The sequence below is a fragment of the Brevundimonas sp. genome, assembly GCF_046299535.1.
GTDB lineage: Bacteria > Pseudomonadota > Alphaproteobacteria > Caulobacterales > Caulobacteraceae > Brevundimonas.
Window position 1 is genome coordinate 125,995 of the sequence record NZ_JBKBIB010000005.1, and the last position, 21,517, is coordinate 147,511.

13 protein-coding genes are annotated in these 21,517 nt (G+C 68.7%); 4 read left to right on the forward strand and 9 right to left on the reverse strand.

The window, feature by feature from the left end; genetic code table 11:
* From ACK4FB_RS05630 to ACK4FB_RS05640, 3 genes are read right to left on the reverse strand one after another with little or no spacing between them, the layout of a single operon-like run.
* On the reverse strand, positions 1-975 hold the full coding sequence (locus ACK4FB_RS05630) for an ornithine cyclodeaminase family protein (RefSeq protein WP_409748909.1): 975 nt from the start codon (positions 973-975) through the stop codon (positions 1-3).
* An 18-nt stretch (positions 976-993) separates the two neighbouring features.
* Positions 994-3,135, reverse strand: a complete 2,142-nt coding sequence (locus ACK4FB_RS05635; RefSeq protein ID WP_409748912.1) for an amidohydrolase family protein — start codon at positions 3,133-3,135, stop codon at positions 994-996.
* Positions 3,136-3,139: 4 nt separating this feature from the next.
* The gene (locus ACK4FB_RS05640) at positions 3,140-4,213 is read right to left on the reverse strand and encodes a pyridoxal phosphate-dependent aminotransferase (protein WP_409748915.1); all 1,074 of its coding nucleotides are present in this window, start codon (positions 4,211-4,213) and stop codon (positions 3,140-3,142) included.
* A gap of 276 nt (positions 4,214-4,489) precedes the next feature.
* Here ACK4FB_RS05640 and ACK4FB_RS05645 point away from each other — a divergent pair, with 276 nt between their 5' ends.
* Complete coding sequence (locus tag ACK4FB_RS05645; protein WP_409748918.1) at positions 4,490-4,966, forward strand: Lrp/AsnC family transcriptional regulator; 477 nt, start codon at positions 4,490-4,492, stop codon at positions 4,964-4,966.
* Between the two features lie 7 nt (positions 4,967-4,973).
* On the opposite strand, the gene ACK4FB_RS05650 is transcribed toward ACK4FB_RS05645, so the two are convergent.
* The 3 genes from ACK4FB_RS05650 to ACK4FB_RS05660 all read right to left on the reverse strand — a co-directional run bounded on the left by ACK4FB_RS05650 (position 4,974) and on the right by ACK4FB_RS05660 (position 11,241).
* On the reverse strand, positions 4,974-6,680 hold the full coding sequence (locus ACK4FB_RS05650; protein WP_409748921.1) for a hypothetical protein: 1,707 nt from the start codon (positions 6,678-6,680) through the stop codon (positions 4,974-4,976).
* A gap of 19 nt (positions 6,681-6,699) precedes the next feature.
* Entirely contained in the window at positions 6,700-8,187 is a 1,488-nt protein-coding gene (locus ACK4FB_RS05655; protein WP_409748924.1) for a S10 family peptidase, read from the reverse strand.
* 66 nt (positions 8,188-8,253) lie between these two features.
* A complete protein-coding gene (locus ACK4FB_RS05660; protein ID WP_409748927.1) occupies positions 8,254-11,241 on the reverse strand; it encodes a TonB-dependent receptor domain-containing protein in 2,988 nt (995 codons plus the stop codon).
* 918 nt (positions 11,242-12,159) lie between these two features.
* Here ACK4FB_RS05660 and ACK4FB_RS05665 point away from each other — a divergent pair.
* From ACK4FB_RS05665 to ACK4FB_RS05675, 3 genes are read left to right on the forward strand one after another with little or no spacing between them, the layout of a single operon-like run.
* On the forward strand, positions 12,160-12,819 hold the full coding sequence (locus ACK4FB_RS05665; RefSeq protein WP_409748930.1) for an ImuA family protein: 660 nt from the start codon (positions 12,160-12,162) through the stop codon (positions 12,817-12,819).
* A complete protein-coding gene (locus ACK4FB_RS05670; protein WP_409748933.1) occupies positions 12,716-14,263 on the forward strand; it encodes a Y-family DNA polymerase in 1,548 nt (515 codons plus the stop codon). The genes ACK4FB_RS05665 and ACK4FB_RS05670 overlap by 104 nt, the downstream gene beginning before the upstream one ends.
* On the forward strand, positions 14,260-17,580 hold the full coding sequence (locus ACK4FB_RS05675; protein WP_409748936.1) for an error-prone DNA polymerase: 3,321 nt from the start codon (positions 14,260-14,262) through the stop codon (positions 17,578-17,580). Before ACK4FB_RS05670 ends, ACK4FB_RS05675 begins: the two co-directional genes overlap by 4 nt.
* Positions 17,581-17,638: 58 nt before the next feature.
* On the opposite strand, the gene ACK4FB_RS05680 is transcribed toward ACK4FB_RS05675, so the two are convergent.
* The 3 genes from ACK4FB_RS05680 to ACK4FB_RS05690 all read right to left on the reverse strand — a co-directional run bounded on the left by ACK4FB_RS05680 (position 17,639) and on the right by ACK4FB_RS05690 (position 21,517).
* Entirely contained in the window at positions 17,639-18,967 is a 1,329-nt protein-coding gene (locus ACK4FB_RS05680; RefSeq protein WP_409748939.1) for an FAD/NAD(P)-binding protein, read from the reverse strand.
* A gap of 49 nt (positions 18,968-19,016) precedes the next feature.
* A complete protein-coding gene (locus tag ACK4FB_RS05685) occupies positions 19,017-20,420 on the reverse strand; it encodes an alginate export family protein (protein ID WP_409748942.1) in 1,404 nt (467 codons plus the stop codon).
* Between the two features lie 68 nt (positions 20,421-20,488).
* Positions 20,489-21,517: a sulfate/molybdate ABC transporter ATP-binding protein gene (locus ACK4FB_RS05690; protein WP_409748944.1), complete on the reverse strand. Its 1,029-nt coding sequence runs from the start codon at positions 21,515-21,517 to the stop codon at positions 20,489-20,491.

Below are 21,517 nucleotides of genomic sequence, written 5' to 3' on the forward strand. Positions count from 1 at the left end.
TCAGAAGGCGACCTCGACGCCGCCGCCGCGCCGCCGCGCCTGATCCACCAGCCAGGATGCGCAGGCCAGATCCTGCACCACATGGCCCAGAGACTTGTAGACAGTGACCTGATCGGGCCGGGTGCGGCCTTTCAGAGTTCCGGCGAACACCTGCCCGATCTCGCCGACCACGTGACTGTCGTCGATCAGACCAGCCTGTTTCGCCGCCAGAAACTCGGCACCCTGCGCCAGAACACCGGGCCCATAATCCGCGAGGAAGCGGCTGCGGGCCACAAGGTCCGGCGCGATCTCCACCGGCCCGGCGTAGCTGGAGCCCACGGCGTTGATATGGGTCCCGTCGCTCACCCATTCCGAAATCAGGATCGGCTCCGCCGCCGCAGTCACGGTGCAGATGATGTCGGCGTCACGGACGGCTTCGCGACCCTCGCGGACCGCCTCGACAGGGATCGCGTGTTCGGCCTGCAGGTCAGTTGCGAAGGCCCGGGCGCGGTCCGGAGACCGCCCCCACACGCGGACCTCGGACAGCGACCGCACGGCGGCCATGGCGGCCACGTGCGCCCTCGCCTGTTCGCCGTAGCCGAGCACCGCCAGCCGCGTGGCGTCCGGCCGGGCCAGAACGTCGGTCGCCGCCGCGCTGGCGCAGGCCGTGCGGATGCGCGTGACCTCCCCGGCGTGCACCAGCGCCGAGGGCGCGCCGTTGTCGGGATCAAACAGGGTGATGACCCCCTGATGGGATGGCCGCCCTTGGGCGAAATTCTCCGGATAGACGCTGACCAGCTTGGCCCCGAACACCGCGTCCCCCGCCATGGCGCCCGGCATCACCCCGAAGGCGCGTCCCTCCGCCAGATGCAGCACGCTGCGCAGGGGCTGAAGGGTCTGGCCGGCTGACAGGGCGATCATCGCCTCGCGCACCAGCGGAATGCACGCCTCGACCGTCAGATGGTCTCGAACGAATTCCTGATCCAGCAGCAGCAAGGCAACCTCCCCGGCGCGTCAGTGGTGATGGTGATCCATGCCCTGTGACCCGAACAGGACGGGCGCGTCGGTTGCATCGGCTTGTCCGCCCTCGGACGGCGTGCGCGGCGGCTGGATATGGACCCCGTTCACGAAGGGGCGGATGCCCAGCTCGGGATAGATTTCACTGGGAAGATAGACGACCCCGTCCTTCATCACCATGCGGATCGCGCGGATGGCGTTGATGTCCCGGGTGGGGTCGCCCGGAACCAGAAAGAAGTCGGCCAGCATGCCGCGCGCGATGCGACCCAGCGACTGATCGCGGCCCATGTAGCGTTCGGGGGTCAGGGTCCCCGCCGTCAGGGCTTCGGCCGGGCTCAGCCCCGCCAGCACGTAGAGCTCCAGCTCCCGGTGGACGGTCAGGCCCAGGGTGTCGTCGGTGCCGGGCAGAAGCACGATCCCGGCGTCATGCAGGCGCGCGATGGTCTCGAGGATTTTCTGGAATCCACCCCGGTAGGCGGCGTCCGCTTCCGGCGTGTCAATGTCCACGAAGGCGCGTCGGCGATAGCGCTGATAGCCGATCGGCATGTTGTCGATGAAGGCCTCGGCCATGGCGGGGACCTGTCCCGCCCGGCTCGTCATCAGGGTCTCGAGGGTGACGGCCGTGACGTCCAGGGCGGCGTTCTCGGCCACCATCAAGTCGATCGTCCGCTGCACCGGGGCGCTGTTCAGGTCCAGATTCGCGCCCCGCGCCATAGCGGTGAGGCGAAGGGGCGTGCGGGAGTCCTCGCCCGGCTCCAGCAGCCAGCCCAGCATCAGCTGATTGATGTGCGCGATCTCGTCATAGCCCGCCTCCAGCGCCTGATCCGGCGTGACGAAGGCCGGGATGTGCCCCGTGACGCCCAACCCCAGCCGATGCGCCTCGGCCGTCACCGGCCCAACCCACTCCGGATGCAGCGAGTTGTAGATCTTCAGCTGCCAGTAGCCCTGGTCGGCGTACCAGCGCACGGCTTCCAATGCGTCGTCCAGACTGTCGGCCAGAATGCCGGTGCGCACGGAATGGGGACTGCGGCCTTCCAGCATGCCGTTGCGCACGATGCGCGGCCCCGGCAGCAGCCCCTGCTCGATCTGGTCGGTCAGATCCAGCAGCCGCTCATTGTCGTTGCCCATGTCGCGGGTCGTGGTCACCCCTGCCGCCAGATAGAACAGACCGCTCTGCAGCGAGTTGTGGGCGTGCATGTCATGCAGGCCGGGGATCAGCGTGCCGCCCTCTCCATCGATCTCGTAGGCGTCATCACGCGCCCGAGCATCCGTCTCGGGCAGGATGGTGGTGATCCGCTCATCAAACACCGTCACTTCGGACAGAGGCGACAGGGCGCCGGACTCAGGATCGAAAATCCGGACATTGCGTATCCGCACGGGCGCATCGAACCGGCGCGCCAAGCGCGTCTGTAGTTCGCTTATGCGCTCGCTTTCCAGGTCGGCGTGAAGGGCCCTCAGCGTCGGCGCCTCCTCGGCCAGATCTTCGCGAATAACGCCGCCCAGATCGCCGATCAGCGCGTTCTGGTCATCCAGCATCACATAGCCCGGCGCCAGGTTCAGTCCGGTCAGGCGATAGATGGTCCCCTCGACGCCGCTGTCGCCCACGGCCGCGCGTCGCACCTCGGTCAGGGTGATCCGGCCGCCCGGCTTCACGTCCAGCGCCTGCCCGGGCGCCCCGCGCAGCACCTGCGCGTAGAGCGCGAGACTCCACGGACTGGCGTCATTGGCCACATACAGCACCGGCTCGGGCGCCGGCGCCTGGCCGGCGTCGGCCTGGCTGGTCCAGCTCAGCCGCCCGTCGCTGCGTTCGAACCGTTCATTGACCGCCCCGCCGAACAGCGAGGTGCCGTCGATGGTCCACAGCACCGGATAGCCGTCCGCGTCCAGTTCCAGCCGTTCCTGATGCTTCGGCCCGCGCCCGTTGTTGTCCACGTGATAGTCGATCTCGACCGTTCGGCCGTCCAGATCCACCAGCATCCAGCCGACCGGCTCGCCTCCTGAGATCACCAGGTAGCTGACGGGCTCCGCCACCGACGTCGTCATCGACACCAGAACCCATGCCGTCCAGACCATGGCCAACCGCCCAAGCAGTCTCGCGCCGCGTGCGAACGGTCGTGCCTCTGGATCTGATCGGGTCATGCTCTCATCCTTCTGGCGAAGCTGCTCGCCTGCGGCGCAGGCTTTCGTGCAACCGCGACAGGCCTTCATCAAGGGCGGCGGGCGACAGGCCGAAGCCCAGACGCATGTGTCCCGCATGGCCGAACATCTCGCCCGGCGCCGTGACCAGACCGTCCTCGCGCCAGAGCGCCTCGGCGAGGGCCAGGGTGTCGGGGTGGCCCAGCACACGCGGGAAGGCCATGCAGCCGAACGGCGGGGCTTCGCCCTCGATCAGACCGTCGGCCGCCATGGCCGCCATGTGCCGCGCCAGCACTGGCCGTCCCGCCGCCAGCACCCCGCGCCAGTGGTCCTCGAAGGGTTCGCTGTCTTCCAGCACCATCGCGGCCACCGCATGGGTCAGCTTGGAGACGCCGAACTCCAGTCCGCCGTTGGTGGCGGTGATCCGCGCGATCACCTCGGGATCGGCGATGATCCAGCCGCAGCGGAGGGCATAGAGGCCGAACACCTTGCTCAGGCTGTTGATGCGGATGAGGTTGGGCGCGGCCTGCAGGCGGATCGCATCGGCGCGTGCGAAATCCGCATAGACCTCGTCCACAACCAGCCAGGCGCCCGCCTCGGCCGCGACCGCGGCTAGCTCCAGCACCCGCGTCTCGTCCAGCAAGCGGCCGGACGGATTGTGGAGATTGCTGATCACCACCATGCGGATGTCCGGGCGCAGCACCGCCCGCAGGTCGGCCGCTGTCAGGTCGAAGTCCGGGGCCGGACGCCTGAGGTCCGTCACCTGACACCAGGCCGCATGGGCGAGGCTGGAGAGGACGTCGAAACCGGGCCGCTCCACCAGCACATGATCCCCCGGCGACACGAGGGTGTTCAGGACCTGGGCCATGCCGTTCGAAACGCCGGTGACGGCCAGGATGGAACGCTCCGCGACGCCGTAGCGAGCCGCGAGCGCCGCGAGGAGATGGGGGTTTCCGCGCCCGAAAACGCTCTCGAAGCGGTCCGGCGGGCCGCCCGCGAACGCCCGGCTCACCAGACCGGCCAGCAGGTCCACCGGCTCCTGCACCGTGCTTTCAAAGACGAGCAGCGAGCCCCTGGGCAAGGGCATCCGCCGATAGAGATCGCGGGTCCAGGCGCTGTAGCTTGAAGGGACGTAAAGCGGCGCGTCCGGGCGCTCCGCTACGGGATCAGTCCGCGTCAGGGATGCTGGGGTGGAGGTCGGTGGCATCCTCGGCCTGAATCATCAAAGGGCGCGACAGTCGCCCCCACGAACCGCATGATATCCGCGATCAGTCGGAAGAATCTTTGCGTTTGCCACCGCCAAACCTTCCATGCATGAATAGACAATGCGGATTTAGGGACGGTTTGTGAGTGATCAATGCCGAACGATCTTGACGCAATCGACGTGAAAATTCTGGAGCAGCTTCAGCGCGACTGCTCCATTTCCACGTCTGAACTGGCGGAGCGGGTGGGCCTGTCCCAGTCTCCGTGCTGGCGCCGCATCCAGCGTCTGAAGGACGAGGGCTACATCCAGGCCCAGGTGGCCATCCTCGACGCCGAGAAGATGGGCTTCCAGCTGCACGTCTTCGCCCAGCTCAAGATCAAGCACCTGACCGAGGACGAGCGCGACAAGTTCCTGGCCGCCATCGAAGCCACGCCCGAGATCGTCGAATGCTATTCGATCCTCGGCGAGCGGGACGCCATGATCAAGGTCATCGCGCCTGACATCCGCTGGTATCAGGAGTTCATATTCACGCAGATCCTGAAGCTGCCGGGCGTGGTCGACATCAACTCCACCGTGGCCCTGTCCGAGATGAAGCGCTCCACCTTCCTGCCGGTCCGCGGCGCGCGCTGAAGCGCCCTCAGATGCCGCAGGCCTGCTCGGGCGTGTCGTTCCGCACCCAGCGATAGCCCTGCCGCGCCGGGCCCCACGGCTCGAAGGTGATGCTTACCGCCTGCCCGTCACGGACCAGCGCCAGGGTCGCCTCGCCCGGCCCGGCGGCCTCCAGCGCCTCCAGCGCGTCGGGATCCGCCAGACGGTCGCCGTCGCGCACGCCGGCCCGCGCCCCATGGCCCTCGGGCAGCAGACGTGTCACGCGCCCGTCGTGCTCCACGCGGAAGCCCGGCTCGAAGCGCCGCAGGGTGGCGGCCTCCCGCTCGAAACAGGGGCCCAGCAGATTACCGGGCAGGTCCATGGGACGGCCGGCCATCATGGTCTCGAACTCGGCGACGCCGGCCTCGCCCAGTTCGCGCCGCAACAGCGCGACCCAGCCCGCGCGGCTGTAGTCCCCGCCTGTGCGCCGGGCGTCCAGCAGGGCCAGCACCAGATCATCGACCCGCTTCTCGCCATTCGAGGCGGCGCGCATGCGGGCGTCCACCTGGGCGAAATAGATCGGCCCGCGCTGGTAGGGCACCAGTTGGGCGTCGCCGTCCGAGAAGAACAGCCGCGTCACCTCGTCGTTGGGCAGGTTGCTGCGCGGGTTGGTGTAGTAGGATCGGGCCAGGTCGTTCATGGCCGTCTGGAACTGATCCAGGCTGGTCAGTCCGGCGCGATAGGACAGCACCTCGGTGTAGTAGGTGGTCGTGCCTTCGGACCACCACTGGCTGGTCTCCTCGCCCAGGCCGTTCAGCCAGTTGTGCAGGGTCTCATGGGCCAGCAGGCCCAGGACCTCGGCCTCCTCGCGCGTCTGTCCCTCCACATTGCCGAACATGAATGAGTTGTACCCGCCCGATCCGCCGCCAGCGAAGGCGGGCGTGGTGCGCATGAAGACCCGGAAGGGCGCCGCCTCATCACCGAAGAAGGTGGAGAACCGCCCATAGGCGGCCTCGATCCGGCCCAGCGCGTTCTCGAGGTCGAATGCGGGCGGGGTGATCCAGTAGCCCACGAAGGCGCCGCGGCCGTCCCCGGGCAGGCTGTGCAGCGTCCCGGCCATGAAATAGCTGCCGGCCACGCCATGTTTAGGAACGACGGCCTGAATGGATCCCTCGCCCAGGCTGTTCGCGCCACGCGCCCCTTCGGGCATATCGGAAAGATCCCAGTCGATGCGCACCGGCCGGGGCCAGCCCTCCGGCGGCAAGGCGATGATCACGGCGCCGGAGCCGTGAAAGCCCTGCCCTTCGCCGCGCATGTCAAAGAGCGGGCCGGGCCGTGTGGCGGGGGTGATCTCGCGCGGCGTAGCTTGATAGTGGACCACCACATCGCCCACGGTCGCCCGCTGCACCCGCCAGCGTCGATCCTGCCGGAACCCTGTGGGATCAACCGGATCCTCGTCCACCGTCAGGGCCAGCGGTCCCCGGTCGTCCGAAGCCGACAGGGCGCTGGAGTCCTGCAGGGCCGACGGCGCCATGGCCCGGATCAGCGGCAGCTCGATCAGGACATCGCCCTGGGCGGCGTCCGGCGCCTCCAGCGTTACCTGCACGTCCACAACGGCCACGGCGTCGGCCGCCATGCGCGGCGCCAACAGCACCCGCAGCTCCGGGCCGACGGCCTCCGGCTCCCCGGCGCGGGCGGTCGTGAACGACAGCGCCATCGTCAGGGCGAGGCCCGCGATCCACATCGACTTCAGCATTACGACAACTCCTTGAACGCTACGTCGACGAACGCGGCCACGCCACGAAGGCCCGCAGATCCTGGGCCATGGCGGTGCGGGCGTCGGGATTGCTGTAGGCCATGTGGCCGCCCTCATATTCCCGCAGCACGATGCGCTCGCGCGAATAGGCGGCCTGATCGGCCAGATACCGGGCCGGGCCCAGGGTGGTGGTGGTGTCGAAGACCCCGGTGCCGATCATCAGGCGAAAACGCGGATTGGCCGCCATAGCCTGCTCCACGCCCCGGTCATAGTTGTAGTCGTCGAAGGGCCCGCCTGCGCCCGACGACGGCGCATAGGCCCACGGCCCCGGACGCGGCGCCGAGGCGCGGTAGTCCGCCATGGGCAGGGTCACACCCAGCGTCTCGGTCATGTGCCGCGCCAGCAGAGGCGGGATCATGGCGTTGACCTTGCCGTAGGGGTCCGTCGCGGGCCCACCGGCCGCCGGCGCCGGGGCGGCGTACCGGGCGTCGTACATGGCCAGGATGAGCCCCTGATCGCGGAGCAGTTCGCGGGTGAAGGCGACCTTGGTGATCGTCAGCCGATTGGCGAGGTAGTAATCGCGCCCGATGCCGGTCAGAGCTTCCAGCCGCGCCGCCATGGCGCGGCTTTCAGCGGCGGGGAGCGCGTTTCCTCGCCGAAGCGCGTCCAGATAGTCCGTCATGGCGAAGGCCCAGGACTCCTCGATCCGCGCTGCCAGACCCCCATCGCGGGCTATGCGCCCGTGATGCCAGGCGACCGCGGTGAGGCTCGGCAGGTTCGTGGCGTAGGAGAGGATGTTGCGCGACCGCTGGCTGGTCTCGATCATGTTCAGAGCCTGGCCCAGCAACACCAGCCCCTCCAGCGGACGCGTCTCGCTGAGCAGCCCGGCCGTCAGCGCCGCGCGCAAGGTGCCGTAGCTCTCGCCCACCAGATGGACCGGCGAGGTCTCGCGACCGGCCGTCCCCAACCAGACCTGAATGAACTCGGTAGTCATCAGGGAATCGGCGCGATCCGAATAGGCCTCTCCCCTCGCTGCCTCGTCCTCCAGACGGCTGAACCCCGTCTCCGGCGGATCGACGAACACCAGATCGGCCACGTCCAGCGGACAGTCGGCGTTGTCCACCAGGGCGTAGGGCGGGACCACATCGGCGGTCACGTCCCGCGGCGGATCGTAGCGCCGGGGACCGAAGGCGCCGATATGCAGATAAGACGAGGCCACGATGGGTCCGCCGTTGAACAGAAACAGCACCGGCCGCGCCGGGTCGCGGGGCTCGGCCACATAGGCGGTGGTCACGAACCGGGCGGCCGGCCGCTCCGGCGCTGCGGTGATCCGGGTTTCCCCCACCGTGGCCGTGTAGCGCACGGTGCGGCCGTTGAAGCGGCCCTCATGCCGAGTGACGAAGTGAACCGGCGTAGGAATCGCCGCCTGCGCCCTCACCGCCCCCACGCCACCGGACACGGCCAGTCCGGTCAGGACGGTTCTGCGGCTGAGCGGACTGAAGGGCATGATGGACTCCAGGGCGTTCGGACGACAGCGACAGGGCGGCGCGCAGGGCGCCGCCCCTGCTCTATCCTAGAAGCGGGCGTTCAGTCCGACGAAGTACTGACGTCCCAGGATATCGCCATAGTTCCGGGTCGGATACGACGGCTCCTCGTCGGTCAGGTTGATCACCCCGGCGCGCAAGGTGACCTCGCCGAAATCATACTGCCCCGACAGGTTGTGCCGCATGTTGCGGTCGATGTCCGGCACCGGCGTGGACTCGATGGTGTCGAACAGGTTCACCTTGGCTTTCGGCAGGTAGGACATCGAATAGCTGAGGCGCAGCGGCCCGCGCAACCAGCGCACGTCGTAACGCGAGACCCAGTCCGGCGCCCGGGTGGTGCCGTCGGTGCGCAGATAGTCGAACCCGGTGACCGAGGTCTCCAGCAGCGCCGTGTGGGTGATCTCGGCGTTCAGCTCGACCCGGCCATAGTCGCGCCCGGCGAACCAGTCATCCAGCCCGAACACATAGTTGACGTTGTAGACCTCGCCTTCGTATCGGACCCTGCCGGCGTTGAAGGTGGTGGAGTTGGCGGTCGCCACATGCCCCTGGCCGTTGAAGGTGAACTGGTCGCACACCGCGCTCGGCTCGACCGAGTCAAAGCAGGTGGTCAGGAAGTCCTGGGGCAGGAAGGCCGACAGGCCGTCCTTCAGATCCACCTCGATCCGGTCGGCGACGATCGTCAGCCCGGGAATGAACGACGGCTGCAGGATAACGCCATAGGTGAAGGTGTCCGACAACTCGTTGCGCAGGTCGGGATTGCCGCCCGAGGTGATCATCACCGCGTTGAAGTTCTCGCCCGGATCCTGGAAGCCATCCAGCGGGCCCCATGCCGGATTGGCCGCGAACAGGGCCTCGCAATTGGAGCGTCGCACGGCCGGGTTCGGCCCGCTGTTGATGCGGTCGGAGTCGCAGGGGTTAATGCCGATGGCGCCGAGTGTCGTGGACGACGGCGCGAACAGCTGGTCCAGCGTCGGCGCCCTGAAGTTGCGGCTGCGGGACATCCGGAACGTCACGCCGTCGACCACGCCCCAGCGCAGACCGGCGCCCCAAACGTCCTCACGGCCGGCGATCGAGTTGTCCACCGTGCGGTAGGCGCCGTCGAACTCCAGGCTCTGCGCGAACGGCAGGTTGAACCCGGCGCCCAGGATCGGCACCAGCACTTCGGCGGAGAACTCGTTTGTATTGTAGGATCCGCCGCTGGGCACGGAAACCGTTCCTGACCCGATAAGACCCAGCTGGGCGGCTTCAGATGGGATGAAGTCGGAGGACTCCCGGCGATATTCATAGGCTGCCGAGAAGCTGGCGGGACCGGCCGGAAGCTGGAACAGCGTGCCGCCCAGGGTCGCGAGGAAATTATCCTGGCTGTTCTCGTAGGTCTGTCCCGTGCGGACCGCCACATAGTCCCGCATCTCGTCCGTGACCGTGCCCACGCCGAAAGGATTGATGGGCACACAGGCTGGATCGTCGTTCGAGGGGTCGGCGTCGGCATTGATGGCGCAGACGATGTTCCCGCCGCTCTGGACCGCATTGACCGCATTCTGCATGCGCTGGGTCCAGACGGCCCAACCGGCGGTTTCGCCATCCACCTCGGCCCGGCTGTAGGACAGGCTCCAGTAGAAATTGCGGTCCGCCCAGTCGAAGTCCCCGTCAAGGCCCACCCGGGCCCGCCAGATATCCGTCGTGTGCACGAACTCGCGTGTCGGCAAGGCGTCGGCCCACTGCTTGGACAGGAATAGGGGCGCGCCCGCCGCAAAGGCCGGGCTGGCGGCCGTCAACTGGGCCAGCGCCTCGGGCGACAGGAACGGATTGTTGCGCGTGAAGGTGAGAACGCCCGCACCGGACGCCGCATTGTTCAGCACCGTGTTGCTGCCCCCTTGGGAGCCATAGGGATCACGGCCTTCGGTCGAGGCGAACATCAGTTCTCCCGACAGGCGGACACGGTCCGTCAGGTCATAGTGACCGATGAGATTGGCGTTGACCCGCTCCACGGCCGAATAGAGGGCGGCGATCTCCCGGTAGTCCCAACCGTCTCCTCCCGAGGCGAAGGGAACCCCGAACACCTCGCCGGTGTCGTAGGACACGACGCTGCGCCCGTCGGCGGCGAACTGAGTCGGCGCCCCGTCAATGCGCAACAGTAGAGCCGGTGAAGGCGCGGGAGTCGTATAAATCACGCCATTGTAGTTGAACGGCCAGAAGCGGGCGTTGAAGATCTCGCGAAGGGCCGGAATGCCGTCCGTCTCGCTTGTGTTCGCCGGATTGCTGGTGGTCAGGCGCGCTAGGTCCGAGATCGGACGATCATAGCTGAGCAGGGAATCGGTCTCCGACCACTCCAGGCTGCCCGCTACATTGCCCCGGCCGTCCAGAAAATTGCGGCCGACGGTGAACCGGGCGCTCTGCTGCGGATAGTCGTTGCGCGACGACAACCCGTACTGGACATCGAACTCCATGCCGTCGAAGTCGTCACGCAGCACATAGTTGACAACCCCGGCGATGGCGTCCGAGCCGTACACCGCCGCGCCGCCCGCCTGGACGATGTCCACCCGCTCCAGCAGACCCACCGGGATGGCGTTGGTGTCCACGACGCGGTCGCCCGTGCCGGCGCCGGTAGTGACGAAACGGCGCCCGTTCACCAGCGTCAGCGTGCGTCCGGCGCCCAAACCGAACAGATTGGGATACTGCCGCCCGCTGCCCGCAGCGGCGCCGCTGCCGTCAGCCAGGGGCGCGGACGGGATCACCGAGGTGTTCTGGTTCAGGGCCTGGCCGGCTTGGATGAATCCCCGCTCGTTCATCACCGCCTGGTCAATGACATTGACCGGAGCCGAAGTGGTCGTCTCGACCCGCCGGATGCGTGATCCGGTGATAACGATCTCCTGAACCTCGGTCGGCCTATCGAGACCGTCGCTGTCGGGCGCCATATCCTGGGCGTTGACCGCCCCGGCTCCCACGATCAGCGACAGCGTCATCCCGCCCACAATGGTGGAGCTCAGAAGTCCGGCTCGGCTCGATAGTTTATTCATGATCTATCCCCTTCTAGGGCGGACACCCCGATGACATCCCACCGCCCGCGATTACAGCCAGCGTAAGGCCATCAAGAGAAAATGTTCTTTCGTATTAACAGGCGGGCAAGGCGCTTCACGAAGCCTTCATGCAACGATCGCACTTTTGACGCTTAACTCATGCAAGGATAAACCTTGGGCGTCATTCCCGCCGCCAAGTGGCACCACCACCACGCGCCTGTGGGGAGTAAGGTTCTCGGCGACTGCGGCGGGTCCGCTGGGGCTCAGCGCGAGACCACTCGTCGGCGACATGTGCGCCGTCGGCTCGCCGATGCGTCTGCGCGTTGGTCGGCGTGGGTTGCACCGCCCCGATCCCGACCGCTCGGATCGCCTGCCTCATTACCTGACCCCGACGCCGCCAGGCCCGGCCGCCGAAGCGGTAGCGCTGCCCTCTTCGCCGGTACACACCGACTCCAGGGCCGGTTTTGGCCCGAAAGCCGAAGGTACGGTTGTGGTTGCCGAACTCAATGCACCACTAGGCGGTCCCCCCCCCGGCCCGTCGCAATGAACACAGAGCAGACTTTGCGGGGCCGCTAGTTCCAGCCCACGTGTTCGCACCAACCTATAGACCATTAGGCCTAGAGTTTGTGGCCACCAGTCCTGATCGGCGCTTATCGTCAGGAGCGACCATTGGCGTTCGTAAGTGCCCCCCACGCGCTCTCAAGGCCCAAGCCCGATCCTCGGCGACCGGAACTCGCTTGAAAGCCTCCGCTTGACTCTGATGGCTGAAGGAGAGGCATATGGTGGAACATATAAGGAACATCCATGCCTCCGCCGCCTTCCCTTCCCCATCTGCGTCGACAGCTGTTGGCCCTGGAGCCCAAGCCATGCGCGCCCGTGCGGCCCTTTCGGCTCGGTGTGGAAGCGCTGGATGAGCGCTTGGGAACGGTCAGGGCGGATGCGGTGCACGAGGTTCTGCCCGAGGCGCCCCGTCAGGCCGTGGCGGCGCAGGGGTTCGCCCTGGGTCTGGCGTCCCGGGCTTCGGCGGGCGCGATCATGTGGATCCTCCAGACAACAGGGCGATCCGAGATGGGGGAGCCCTTTGGCCCCGGGCTGTCGGCCTGGGGCCTGGATCCGGGCGACCTGATCCTCGTGCGTGTGTCCGACGCCGCGTCCCTGCTGGCGGCGGGCGAAGAGGCGTTGCGCAGCGGCGCGGTGGGCGCGGTGATCATGAGCGGCTGGGGCGAGGCGAAGGTCCACGGCCTGACCGCCAGTCGAAGATTGATGATGGCGGCCCGCAGCGGGTCGACCCTGGGCCTGCTGGTGCGGGCCAATGCGGAACCGGCGCCCAGCGCGGCGGAGACCCGCTGGTCCATCGCCTCGGCCCCGTCGTCGCCCTTGGCCGCCAATGCGCCGGGACGACCGGCCTTTCGGGCGCGGCTGTTGCGCAGCCGGTCCGGCGCGCCGCCGGGCGAATGGACCCTGGAGTGGGATCGTGAGACGCGCCGCTTCGTCACGCCGTCGGCATCTGGCGGTCTGGTTTCCCGTCCTGCCGACCGACCGGCTGCGGCGGGCGCAGGCCGATCCCGCGCCGCCTGAGCATCCCGTGGTTCTGGTGGACAAGGACCGGGGCGCGCTGCGTCTGACGGCGGCGAACCCCGCCGCCCTGTCGCTGGGGCTGTCGCCCGGCATGACCCTGGCCGACGCCCAGGCGCGGGTTCCCGGGATCGAGGCGATCCCCCACGACGGCGAGGCCGACGCCCGACTGCTGCGCGCGATGCTGGAGGATTTCGACCGCTTCACCCCCATGGCGGCGCTGGACGCCCCCCACGGCCTGATGCTGGACGTGACCGGCTGCGCCCATCTGTTCGGCGGGGAGGCGCGAATGGTCAAGGTGGTCAGGGCCCGGGCCGAGCGCCTCGGGCTGCAGGTCCGGCTGGCGTTGGCCCGCACGCCCCAGACCGCCCGCGCCCTGGCCCGGTTCGGTCCGGGCGGCATCGCGCCGGAGGGGCAGGACGCTGCCCTTGCGCGGCGCCTGCCGGTGGCGGCCATGGAACTGGCTCCGCGCGATCATCAGGCGATCCGGCGGGCGGGCTTGAAGACCCTCGGCGATCTGGACGACCGCCCGCGCGCGCCGCTGGCCGCCCGGTTCGGCGCCGACTTCCCCGACCGGCTGGACCGGGTGATGGGCCGGGTGGATGTGCGCATCACGCCGCACCGTCCGCCGGCGCCGGTCACCGCCGACCGGGTGCTGGCTGAACCGATCGCCGATCTGGACGCCGTGCACGCCGTCATCGCCGACCTGCTGGCCGACGCCGAACAGCTGCTCGAGACCCGGGGTCAGGGCGCGCGCCGGTTCGTTCTGAGCCTGTATCGCCTGGACGGCCACGTCCGCCGCATCGCCCTGCAGACCGCCCGTCCCGTGCGCGAGGCCGGGGTGGTCATGCGCCTGTTCCGCGAGCGGCTGGCGGCGCTGGCCCGGCCGGTGGATCCCGGTTTCGGCTTCGACCACCTGCGTCTGGGCGCCGAACAGCTGCGCGCCGTCGCGGCCCGGCAGATCGCCTTCGACCAGCGTCCCCACGGCGGCGAGGCCCTGGACGCCCTGATCGACCAGTTGAGCGCGCGGCTGGGGCCCGAGGCGGTGCTGCGCGTCACGCCCGTGGCCTCGCACCTGCCGGAGCGATCCAGCCGGCTGGCGCCCGCCCAGGCGGCGCCGCTCGGCGAGGACTGGCCCGCCCCCGATCCGGACTCGCCGCCGCTGCGGCCGCTGCACCTGTTCGATCCGCCCCAGCCGGTGGAGGCCGTGGCCCTGGCGCCCGACAGCCCGCCCGCCCGGTTCCAGTGGCGGCGCGCCACCCACCGGGTCATCCGCGCCGAAGGCCCCGAGCGCATCGAGGCCGAGTGGTGGCGCGCCCCCCGCCACCGGGTGCGCGACTATTACCGGGTCGAGGACGAGGAGGGCCGCCGCTTCTGGCTGTTCCGCGCCGGCGGCTATGGCGAAGACCCGCCGCCGCGCTGGTACGTGCACGGGCTGTTCGCATGAGCGTCCCCTATGCCGAGCTGATCGCGGCCAGCAACTTCTCGTTCCTGCGCGGCGCCTCGCATCCCAAGGACCTGGTGCTGACCGCCGTGCTGCGCGACCACACGGGGCTGGGGTTGGCGGACCGCAACACCGTCGCGGGGGTGGTGCGGGCGTGGAGCGCGCTGAAGCAGCTCAGAGAGCACGGCGGGGCGCCCGAAAAGGTCCGCACCGGCGGCTCGCCCGGCGAGGTGATCTTCGTGGAGGATGAGGCCTCGCCCGATCTGGCGGAGGCTATCCGGGAGCGGGCGCAGGGTTTCCGCCTGCTCACCGGGGCGCGGCTGGTGTTCGCGGACGGGACGCCGGACATCGTCGCCTATCCCGAGGACCGGGCCGGATGGGGACGGCTGACGCGGCTGCTGACCCTGGGTTCGCGCCGGGCGAAAAAGGGCGCGTGCCTGCTGCATCTGACCGATCTGCTGGCGGACCCGGACGGGCTGCTGCTCATCGCCGTGCCCGACCAGAACATGGACGCCCTGCCCGACCTTCTGGCCCGCCTGAACGCGGTGCGGCCCAGCGCGGTTTGGCTGGGCGCGGCCATGCACCGGCGGGGCGACGACCGGCGGCGGCTGGCGCGGCTGAGGGCGCTGGCCGAGGGCGCGGGCACGCCCCTGCTGGCCATGAACGACGTGCTCTATCATGCCCCGGAGTCGCGGGACCTTCAGGATGTCCTGACCTGCATCCGCGAGGGTGTGACCATCGATCAGGCGGGGCGGCGCCTGCTGGCCAACGCCGAGCGCCATCTGAAGCCCCCCGAGGAAATGGCCCGCCTTTTCGCCGACGCGCCGGACGCCCTGGCGGAGACCCAGATCCTGCTGGCCCGCTCCGCGTTCGACCTGACCGCGCTTCGCTACGAATACCCCGAGGAGCCCATACCGCCGGGAAAGACGCCGCAGGGCTGGCTGGAGACCTTGGTGAACCGCCGCCTGCCGATGCGCTATCCGGACGGCGCGCCCGACAAGGTCATGGCCCTGATCCACAAGGAGCTGGCCTATATCGCCGAGCGGGATCTGGCGCCCTATTTCCTGACCATCCACGACATCGTGCGGGTGGCCGAGGACAAGGGCATCCTGTGTCAGGGGCGCGGCTCGGCCGCCAACTCGGCGGTCTGCTATGTGCTGGGCATCACCAGCGTCGATCCGGTCCACCACGACCTGCTGTTCGAGCGCTTCATGTCGGCGGACCGCAACGAACCGCCCGACATCGACGTGGATTTCGAGCACGAGCGGCGCGAGGAGATCATCCAGCACATCTATGAGACCTATGGCCGCGAGCGCGCCGGCATCGCCGCCACCGTCATCCGCTACCGCCCCCGCAGCGCCATCCGCGAGGTGGGCAAGGCCCTGGGCCTGACCGAGGACGTCACCGCGCGCCTGGCCTCCACCCAGTGGGGCGGCTGGGGTTCGTCCATCCCTGACGCCCAGATCGAACAGGCGGGCATGGACCCGGCCAACCCCATGATCCGGCGCGCCGTGGACATGGCCGCGCGCATTCTCGGGTTCCCCCGCCACCTGTCGCAGCACGTGGGCGGCTTCATCCTGACGCGCGGGCGGCTGGACGAACTGGTCCCCATCGGCAATGCGGCCATGGCCGACCGCACCTTCATCGAATGGGACAAGGACGACATCGACGAGCTGGGCCTGATGAAGGTCGATGTGCTGGCGCTGGGCATGCTGACCTGCATTCGCAAGGCGCTGGACCTGATGAAGGCGCACGAGGGCGTGGACCACGACCTGGCCTCGGTGCCGGCCGAACAGCCGGACGTCTACGACATGCTGTGCCGGGGCGACTCCATCGGGGTGTTCCAGGTGGAGAGCCGGGCCCAGATCAACATGCTGCCGCGCCTGCGGCCCCGCGCCTTCTATGATCTGGTGATCCAGGTGGCCATCGTGCGGCCCGGCCCCATCCAGGGCGACATGGTCCATCCCTATCTGCGCCGCCGCAAGGGTCAGGAAGACGTGGTCTACGCCAGCCCGGCGCCGCCCCATGACCCGGACGAGCTGAAGACCATCCTGCATCGGACCCTGGGCGTGCCCCTGTTTCAGGAGCAGGCCATGAAAGTGGCCATGGTCGCCGCCGAGTTCAGCGACCGCGAGGCCAACGGCCTGCGAAAGGCCATGGGGACCTTCCGGGGCGACGGGACGCTGCACACCTACGAGGACCGCATGGTGGGGCGGATGATCGCGCGCGGCTATGCTCCCGACTTCGCCCGGCGCTGCTTCGAGCAGATCAAGGGTTTCGGCTCCTACGGGTTTCCGGAAAGCCACGCCGCCAGCTTCGCCCGGCTGGTCTATGTGTCCAGCTACATCAAATGTCGTCACCCGGCCGCCTTCGCCGCCGCCCTGCTGAACAGCCAGCCCATGGGCTTCTACGCCCCGGCCCAGATCGTGCGCGACGCCCGCGAGCACGGGGTCGAGGTGCGGGTGATCGATGTTAACCATTCGCTCTGGGACAACACCCTGGAGGGCCCGGCCGACGCCTTGTCCCTGCGTCTGGGCCTGCGCCAGATCGACGGGTTCCGGAAGGAGTGGGCCGAAGCTTTGGCGGCCGCGCGGACCCGCCCGTTCGACGGCGTCGAAGGTCTGATGCGCCGCGCCCGCCTGCCCGTGGCGGCGCTGCGCAAGCTGGCCGACGCCGACGCCTTCCGCTCCATGGGTCTGGACCGGCGCGAGGCCCTGTGGGCGGTGCGCCGCCTGCCCGACGACGACGCCCTGCCCCTGTTCGCCGCCGCGAACACCCGTGAGCTGGGCGAAGAGCCGGACGCCGCCCTGCCCGCCATGGCCCTCAGCGAACATGTGGCCGCCGACTACCAGACCACGCGCCTGTCGTTGAAGGCGCACCCCATGGCCGTCCTGCGCCCGGTGTTCGCGAAGGAAGGATTCCTCACCTGCGCCCAGGTGGAGGCCAAGCGGTCCGGTTCGCGGGTGCGCACCGCCGGCATCGTGCTGGTGCGTCAGCGGCCCGGGAACGGCAAGGCCATCTTCATCACCCTGGAGGACGAGACCGGCGTCACCAATCTGGTCCTGTGGGTGCGCACCTTCGAGACCTATCGCCGCGTGGTCATGGGCGCGCGGCTGCTGGGCGTCGAGGGCGTGGTGGAGAAGAGCGTCGAGGGCGTGGTCCACCTGATGGCCGATCGCCTTTACGACCGCTCCGCCGACCTCAACCGTCTGTCGCCGGATCACGAGCCGGTGCTGCAGCTCTCCGGCGCCGACGAGTTCCTCCATCCCCAGCACCCCCGCGACCTGCGCATGCTGCCGGGCTCAAGGGATTTCCACTGACGAGATGCGCCACAAGCCGACATCTCAGAAGTGCCCGCAAGCGGGCTTTCCAACGATATCAAGCGCGCTTCCTGCGCGTTGCGTGTGCGGCGACTTCGGCCGCCTGGATCCGCAGGTCAGGGACGGAGGTGATCTCCCAGACTGTGCCCCTCGTCAGCGGGCCGACGGCGTGAAGCGACGGGGTGGGTTCGCCCGAACTGGTCAACGGCTCGCAGCGTTCGTTGACATGGATGCCGAGGCCATTGGGATCGGGGGTGACCAGTTCTCGCGCCAGAAGATTGCGGATCAGGGGCGACCGGCTTTGCCGGATCTCGCCGAGCGGTCCTGTACAGTTGACGACGGCGTCCAGACGCCGCGTCGCGGTCCGTTGCGAGCCGCGCGGCCGCCAGGTTAGGGTCACGGCATCCCCTTCCAGATCCAGGCTGACGACCCGCCCGGCGAGCACGGCGAGGTCGCCGGCGGCGATCATCTGGTGGATCTGTCCAGCGGCCATGGTCGACAGACGATGGCGGTGAACGTCCCAGTGCGGGCGCAGGTGGCGGAGAATGCTGGCGCGTTCCCCAGGCGACCATTCGCGCCAGAGACCGCGGGCCGAGCGGCGAACCTCGTCCACCACGTCACGCCATTCCCGGGTTCTCGCCTGTCGACGCGCCTGCCGCAGCACCTGAATGGGGCTACCTGCGTACTGCGCGGATTCAGACACGTCAGGCGCCGCGCCATGGGTGCGGGGCAACAGGCCCCGGCGCGAGATCGACAGGAGTTTGCGTCCCTGCATTCGAAGGCTCATGGCCACGTCGACCATGGTCAGGCCGGACCCGATCATCAGCACCCGATGGGCTGAGGACGGCAGGCTGGCTGCGGCTCGCCAGGGGTCGCCTACATAGCGCCAGGTCTCCTCGAGCGCCGGGGTTATGCCGGGCGGCGTCATGGGCTCGATATTGCCCAGGGCGAGCACCGCCGAGTCCGCCTCGACCTTGAAGCCGTCATCCAGCACCACGGACCAGCCGCCCGGTCGGGGCGCGAGATCGACGGCTTCGCCGCGCAGCAGGGTCAGGCGATCTCCCGAACCCTCATTGGCCATGGCCTCCGCCAGAAGGCTGCGCAGATACTCGCCATAGACACCCCGCGTGATGAAGCCGTCCCGCAACGTCCACTGGCTGTGGGTCGCCAGCCACTCGATGAGATGGTTCGGCTGGTCCGGAAAGGCGCTCATGTTGCCCAGCCGCACGTTCAGCAGGTGGTCCGGGTTGCCTGTGGCGTAGGCGGCGCCCGTGGCGAAGGAGGTGGAGCGCTCGATCAGGGTGACCTGGGTCTGCGGCGACCTGAGCAGATGAATGGCCGTCAGCAGTCCGCTGAATCCGGCGCCGATGACCGCGAAACTTTGCATGTAACCTTGCTCTCTGTTGCGCGCCGGAGGGCGCCGCCGGGTCGGTGGCCTAGAAACTCCGGGTCAGATCGATGCCGCCATAGAGGCTGTCGCCCTCATCGTTGGCGTTGGGGGCGTCGTCGAGGAATCCACCCCGGATCAGGGCGCCCCCGGTCAGCTCCAGCCGCCAGACGCGGGGCTGCAGCCAGTAGCGGCTCTTGAGCTCCAGCTGATGGCCGGCGAAGCGGCCCGAAGCTCCGGAGGCGTCGCGCACCCCGGTGCTGGCGAAGGCGTCTCGGGCCTCGTCCAGCCACACGGCGCGGTAGAAGGCGAAACCGTCCCAGCGGCTGCTGGGCGCCACCTCGACCCGAACGCCGGGCGAGCTGATGTTGGACCGGCTGAGCGGGCCGAACAGGCTGGTGGGACCGAAGTCGGGACCGCGCGGGCCGAACAGGCTGTCGAAGCGGTTGTACTCATCATCGGTCGGGTCGCTGTCGCCGCTGCCCAGATCGTACTCCAGCGACACGCGCGGCGACCAGGGCGCGTCGAAACGATAGCCCACCTCGGCGTGCAGATAATGGGCGCGCACGTCCAGATCCGTCACGTCGGCGGCGGCCGTGGAGGCGCGCGCCTCCCCGGTCTGCCAGCCGCCCTCGATTTCAAAGTCCCAGGCGCCGGCCCGGGGGGCGCGGTGCAGGCGCCCCCCGAGGGTGACGATGTCGCGGTCGCGCGTCTGGCGCCGGCCGTCCTGTTCCTCGAGGCCAAAGACATAGGCTTCCAGCGCCGCTCCGCCCGGCAAGCCTTCGCGGCCATAGAAGACGCCCCAGAAGCGCAAGTCCGTGGTCTGGTCGTCCCAGTCGTGGCGATTGTCGAGCAGGGAGGCCTGGTCCGACGGCAGGCGGTTCACCGGCAGGGTGTAGAAGGCGGAAAACTGATGGTCGCCTCGCTCCCAGTCCACGGCCGCGCCGGTGAAGGTGGTGCTGGCGTTGGGATAGCCGCCGTAGCCCACCAGACGCCGCGAGCCGAAGTCCAGCTTGAACCGTCCGACGCGCGTCGACGTCTCTGCGCCGTCGGCGAACAGGTTCGGCGTATCGAAACGCACATGGGCCTGCAGCACGTCGAAGGTGTTGATCTCGGAGTTGGTGATGGACGATCCCGCATCCGCGCCCCAGCCACGCGCATCCAGCACCTCGATCACGAGGGCGGCGGGGGCCAGGTCCAGTTCGGCGCGAAGCTGCGTGCGCAGGCTGAACAGCTGGTCCGAGCCCGTCAGGCCGGCGCGGAACTGGTCGCTGAGGCTTTCGTAGCGCGCGCGGATGTCGCCGCTGACGGTCAGGCGCTCCGGATCGCCCAGCGCCTGCTGCAGGGTCCATGACGACGCGTCCTGGGCAAGGGCGGGCGTGGCTACGGTCAGGGACGCGGCCAGGGTGAGCGCAGAGGCGCTTCGCACGATCGGTGCGGGATAGGGGATCATGAATGCGCTCCTTTATCTACTAAATAGATAGGATTTTTGGGCATGCGGTGTCGTGCAGGCGTCTGGTCCTAGCGGGGATAGAGGTGGAAACGGGCGGGCGACAGGCGCACGGATGCGCCCGGTTTAACAGCCGTCAGAGAGTCGTCGGACGGGCGGTCGAGCTCCAGGGTGCGGCCCTCGATCTCGCACTCCACGCGCATGAGAGCCCCGCGAGCGGATATGGAGATCACCCGCGCCTGCAGGCCGTCCTCAGCCAGCTGAAGGGTGTCGGGGCGCACACACAGAAGCGCCGGACCCGGGATCGCATCGGCCGGGGCCGGGCCGCGCCAACCGTGAGCGCGCACCTCGCCGTCGGCTACCTCCGCGTCCAGCTCCAGCGAGGCGCCAAGGAAGTCGTGCACGAAGGGGTTCGCGGGTCGCTCGTAGAGCGCCTGGGGGGTGTCCACCTGCTGCAGCTGCCCGTCCTTGAGAATCGCCACCCGGTCGGCCAGGTCGATGGCCTCCTCCTGGTCATGGGTGACGAAGACAGTGGTGACGCCGGTCTCGTCATGGATGTGTCGCAGCCAGCGGCGCAATTCCCGGCGCACCTTGGCGTCCAGGGCTCCGAAGGGCTCGTCCAGCAACAGGATGCGCGGCTCGATGGCCAAGGCGCGGGCCAGGGCGACACGCTGGCGTTGGCCGCCCGACAACTGGGCCGGATAGCGCCCGCCCAGATCCTCCAGCTGAACCAGCTTCAACAGCTCGCGCACGCGCGCGTTTATGTCGGCCTTCGACGGGCGCTCGCGGCGCGACCGGACCTTCAGCCCGAAGGCGATGTTGCGGGCCACGGTCATGTGGCGGAACAGGGCGTAGTGCTGGAACACCAGACCGACGCGGCGCTGGCGCGGGGTCTGGGACAGGAAGTCCTGCCCCTCGAAACTGACCTGTCCCGCGTCGGGCGTCTCGAGCCCGGCGAGGATGCGCAGAAGCGTCGTCTTGCCCGATCCCGACGGGCCAAGCAGGGCCAGAAACTCGCCGTCCTCGGCCTTCAGGCTCACGTCCTTCAGCGCGGCGAAACGGTCGAAGCTTTTGGAGACGGATTGGATCTCAAGCGGCAT

What these genes read in the sequence shown, in the direction of transcription:
- ACK4FB_RS05635 (WP_409748912.1), bottom strand. Translation starts at nt 3,135, where the DNA reads ATGACCCGATCAGATCCAGAGGCACGACCGTTCGCACGCGGCGCGAGA.
- ACK4FB_RS05645 (WP_409748918.1), top strand. Translation starts at nt 4,490, where the DNA reads ATGCCGAACGATCTTGACGCAATCGACGTGAAAATTCTGGAGCAGCTT.
- ACK4FB_RS05650 (WP_409748921.1), bottom strand. Translation starts at nt 6,680, where the DNA reads ATGCTGAAGTCGATGTGGATCGCGGGCCTCGCCCTGACGATGGCGCTG.
- ACK4FB_RS05655 (WP_409748924.1), bottom strand. Translation starts at nt 8,187, where the DNA reads ATGCCCTTCAGTCCGCTCAGCCGCAGAACCGTCCTGACCGGACTGGCC.
- ACK4FB_RS05660 (WP_409748927.1), bottom strand. Translation starts at nt 11,241, where the DNA reads ATGAATAAACTATCGAGCCGAGCCGGACTTCTGAGCTCCACCATTGTG.
- ACK4FB_RS05675 (WP_409748936.1), top strand. Translation starts at nt 14,260, where the DNA reads ATGAGCGTCCCCTATGCCGAGCTGATCGCGGCCAGCAACTTCTCGTTC.
- ACK4FB_RS05680 (WP_409748939.1), bottom strand. Translation starts at nt 18,967, where the DNA reads ATGCAAAGTTTCGCGGTCATCGGCGCCGGATTCAGCGGACTGCTGACG.
- ACK4FB_RS05685 (WP_409748942.1), bottom strand. Translation starts at nt 20,420, where the DNA reads ATGATCCCCTATCCCGCACCGATCGTGCGAAGCGCCTCTGCGCTCACC.
- ACK4FB_RS05690 (WP_409748944.1), bottom strand. Translation starts at nt 21,517, where the DNA reads ATGCCGCTTGAGATCCAATCCGTCTCCAAAAGCTTCGACCGTTTCGCC.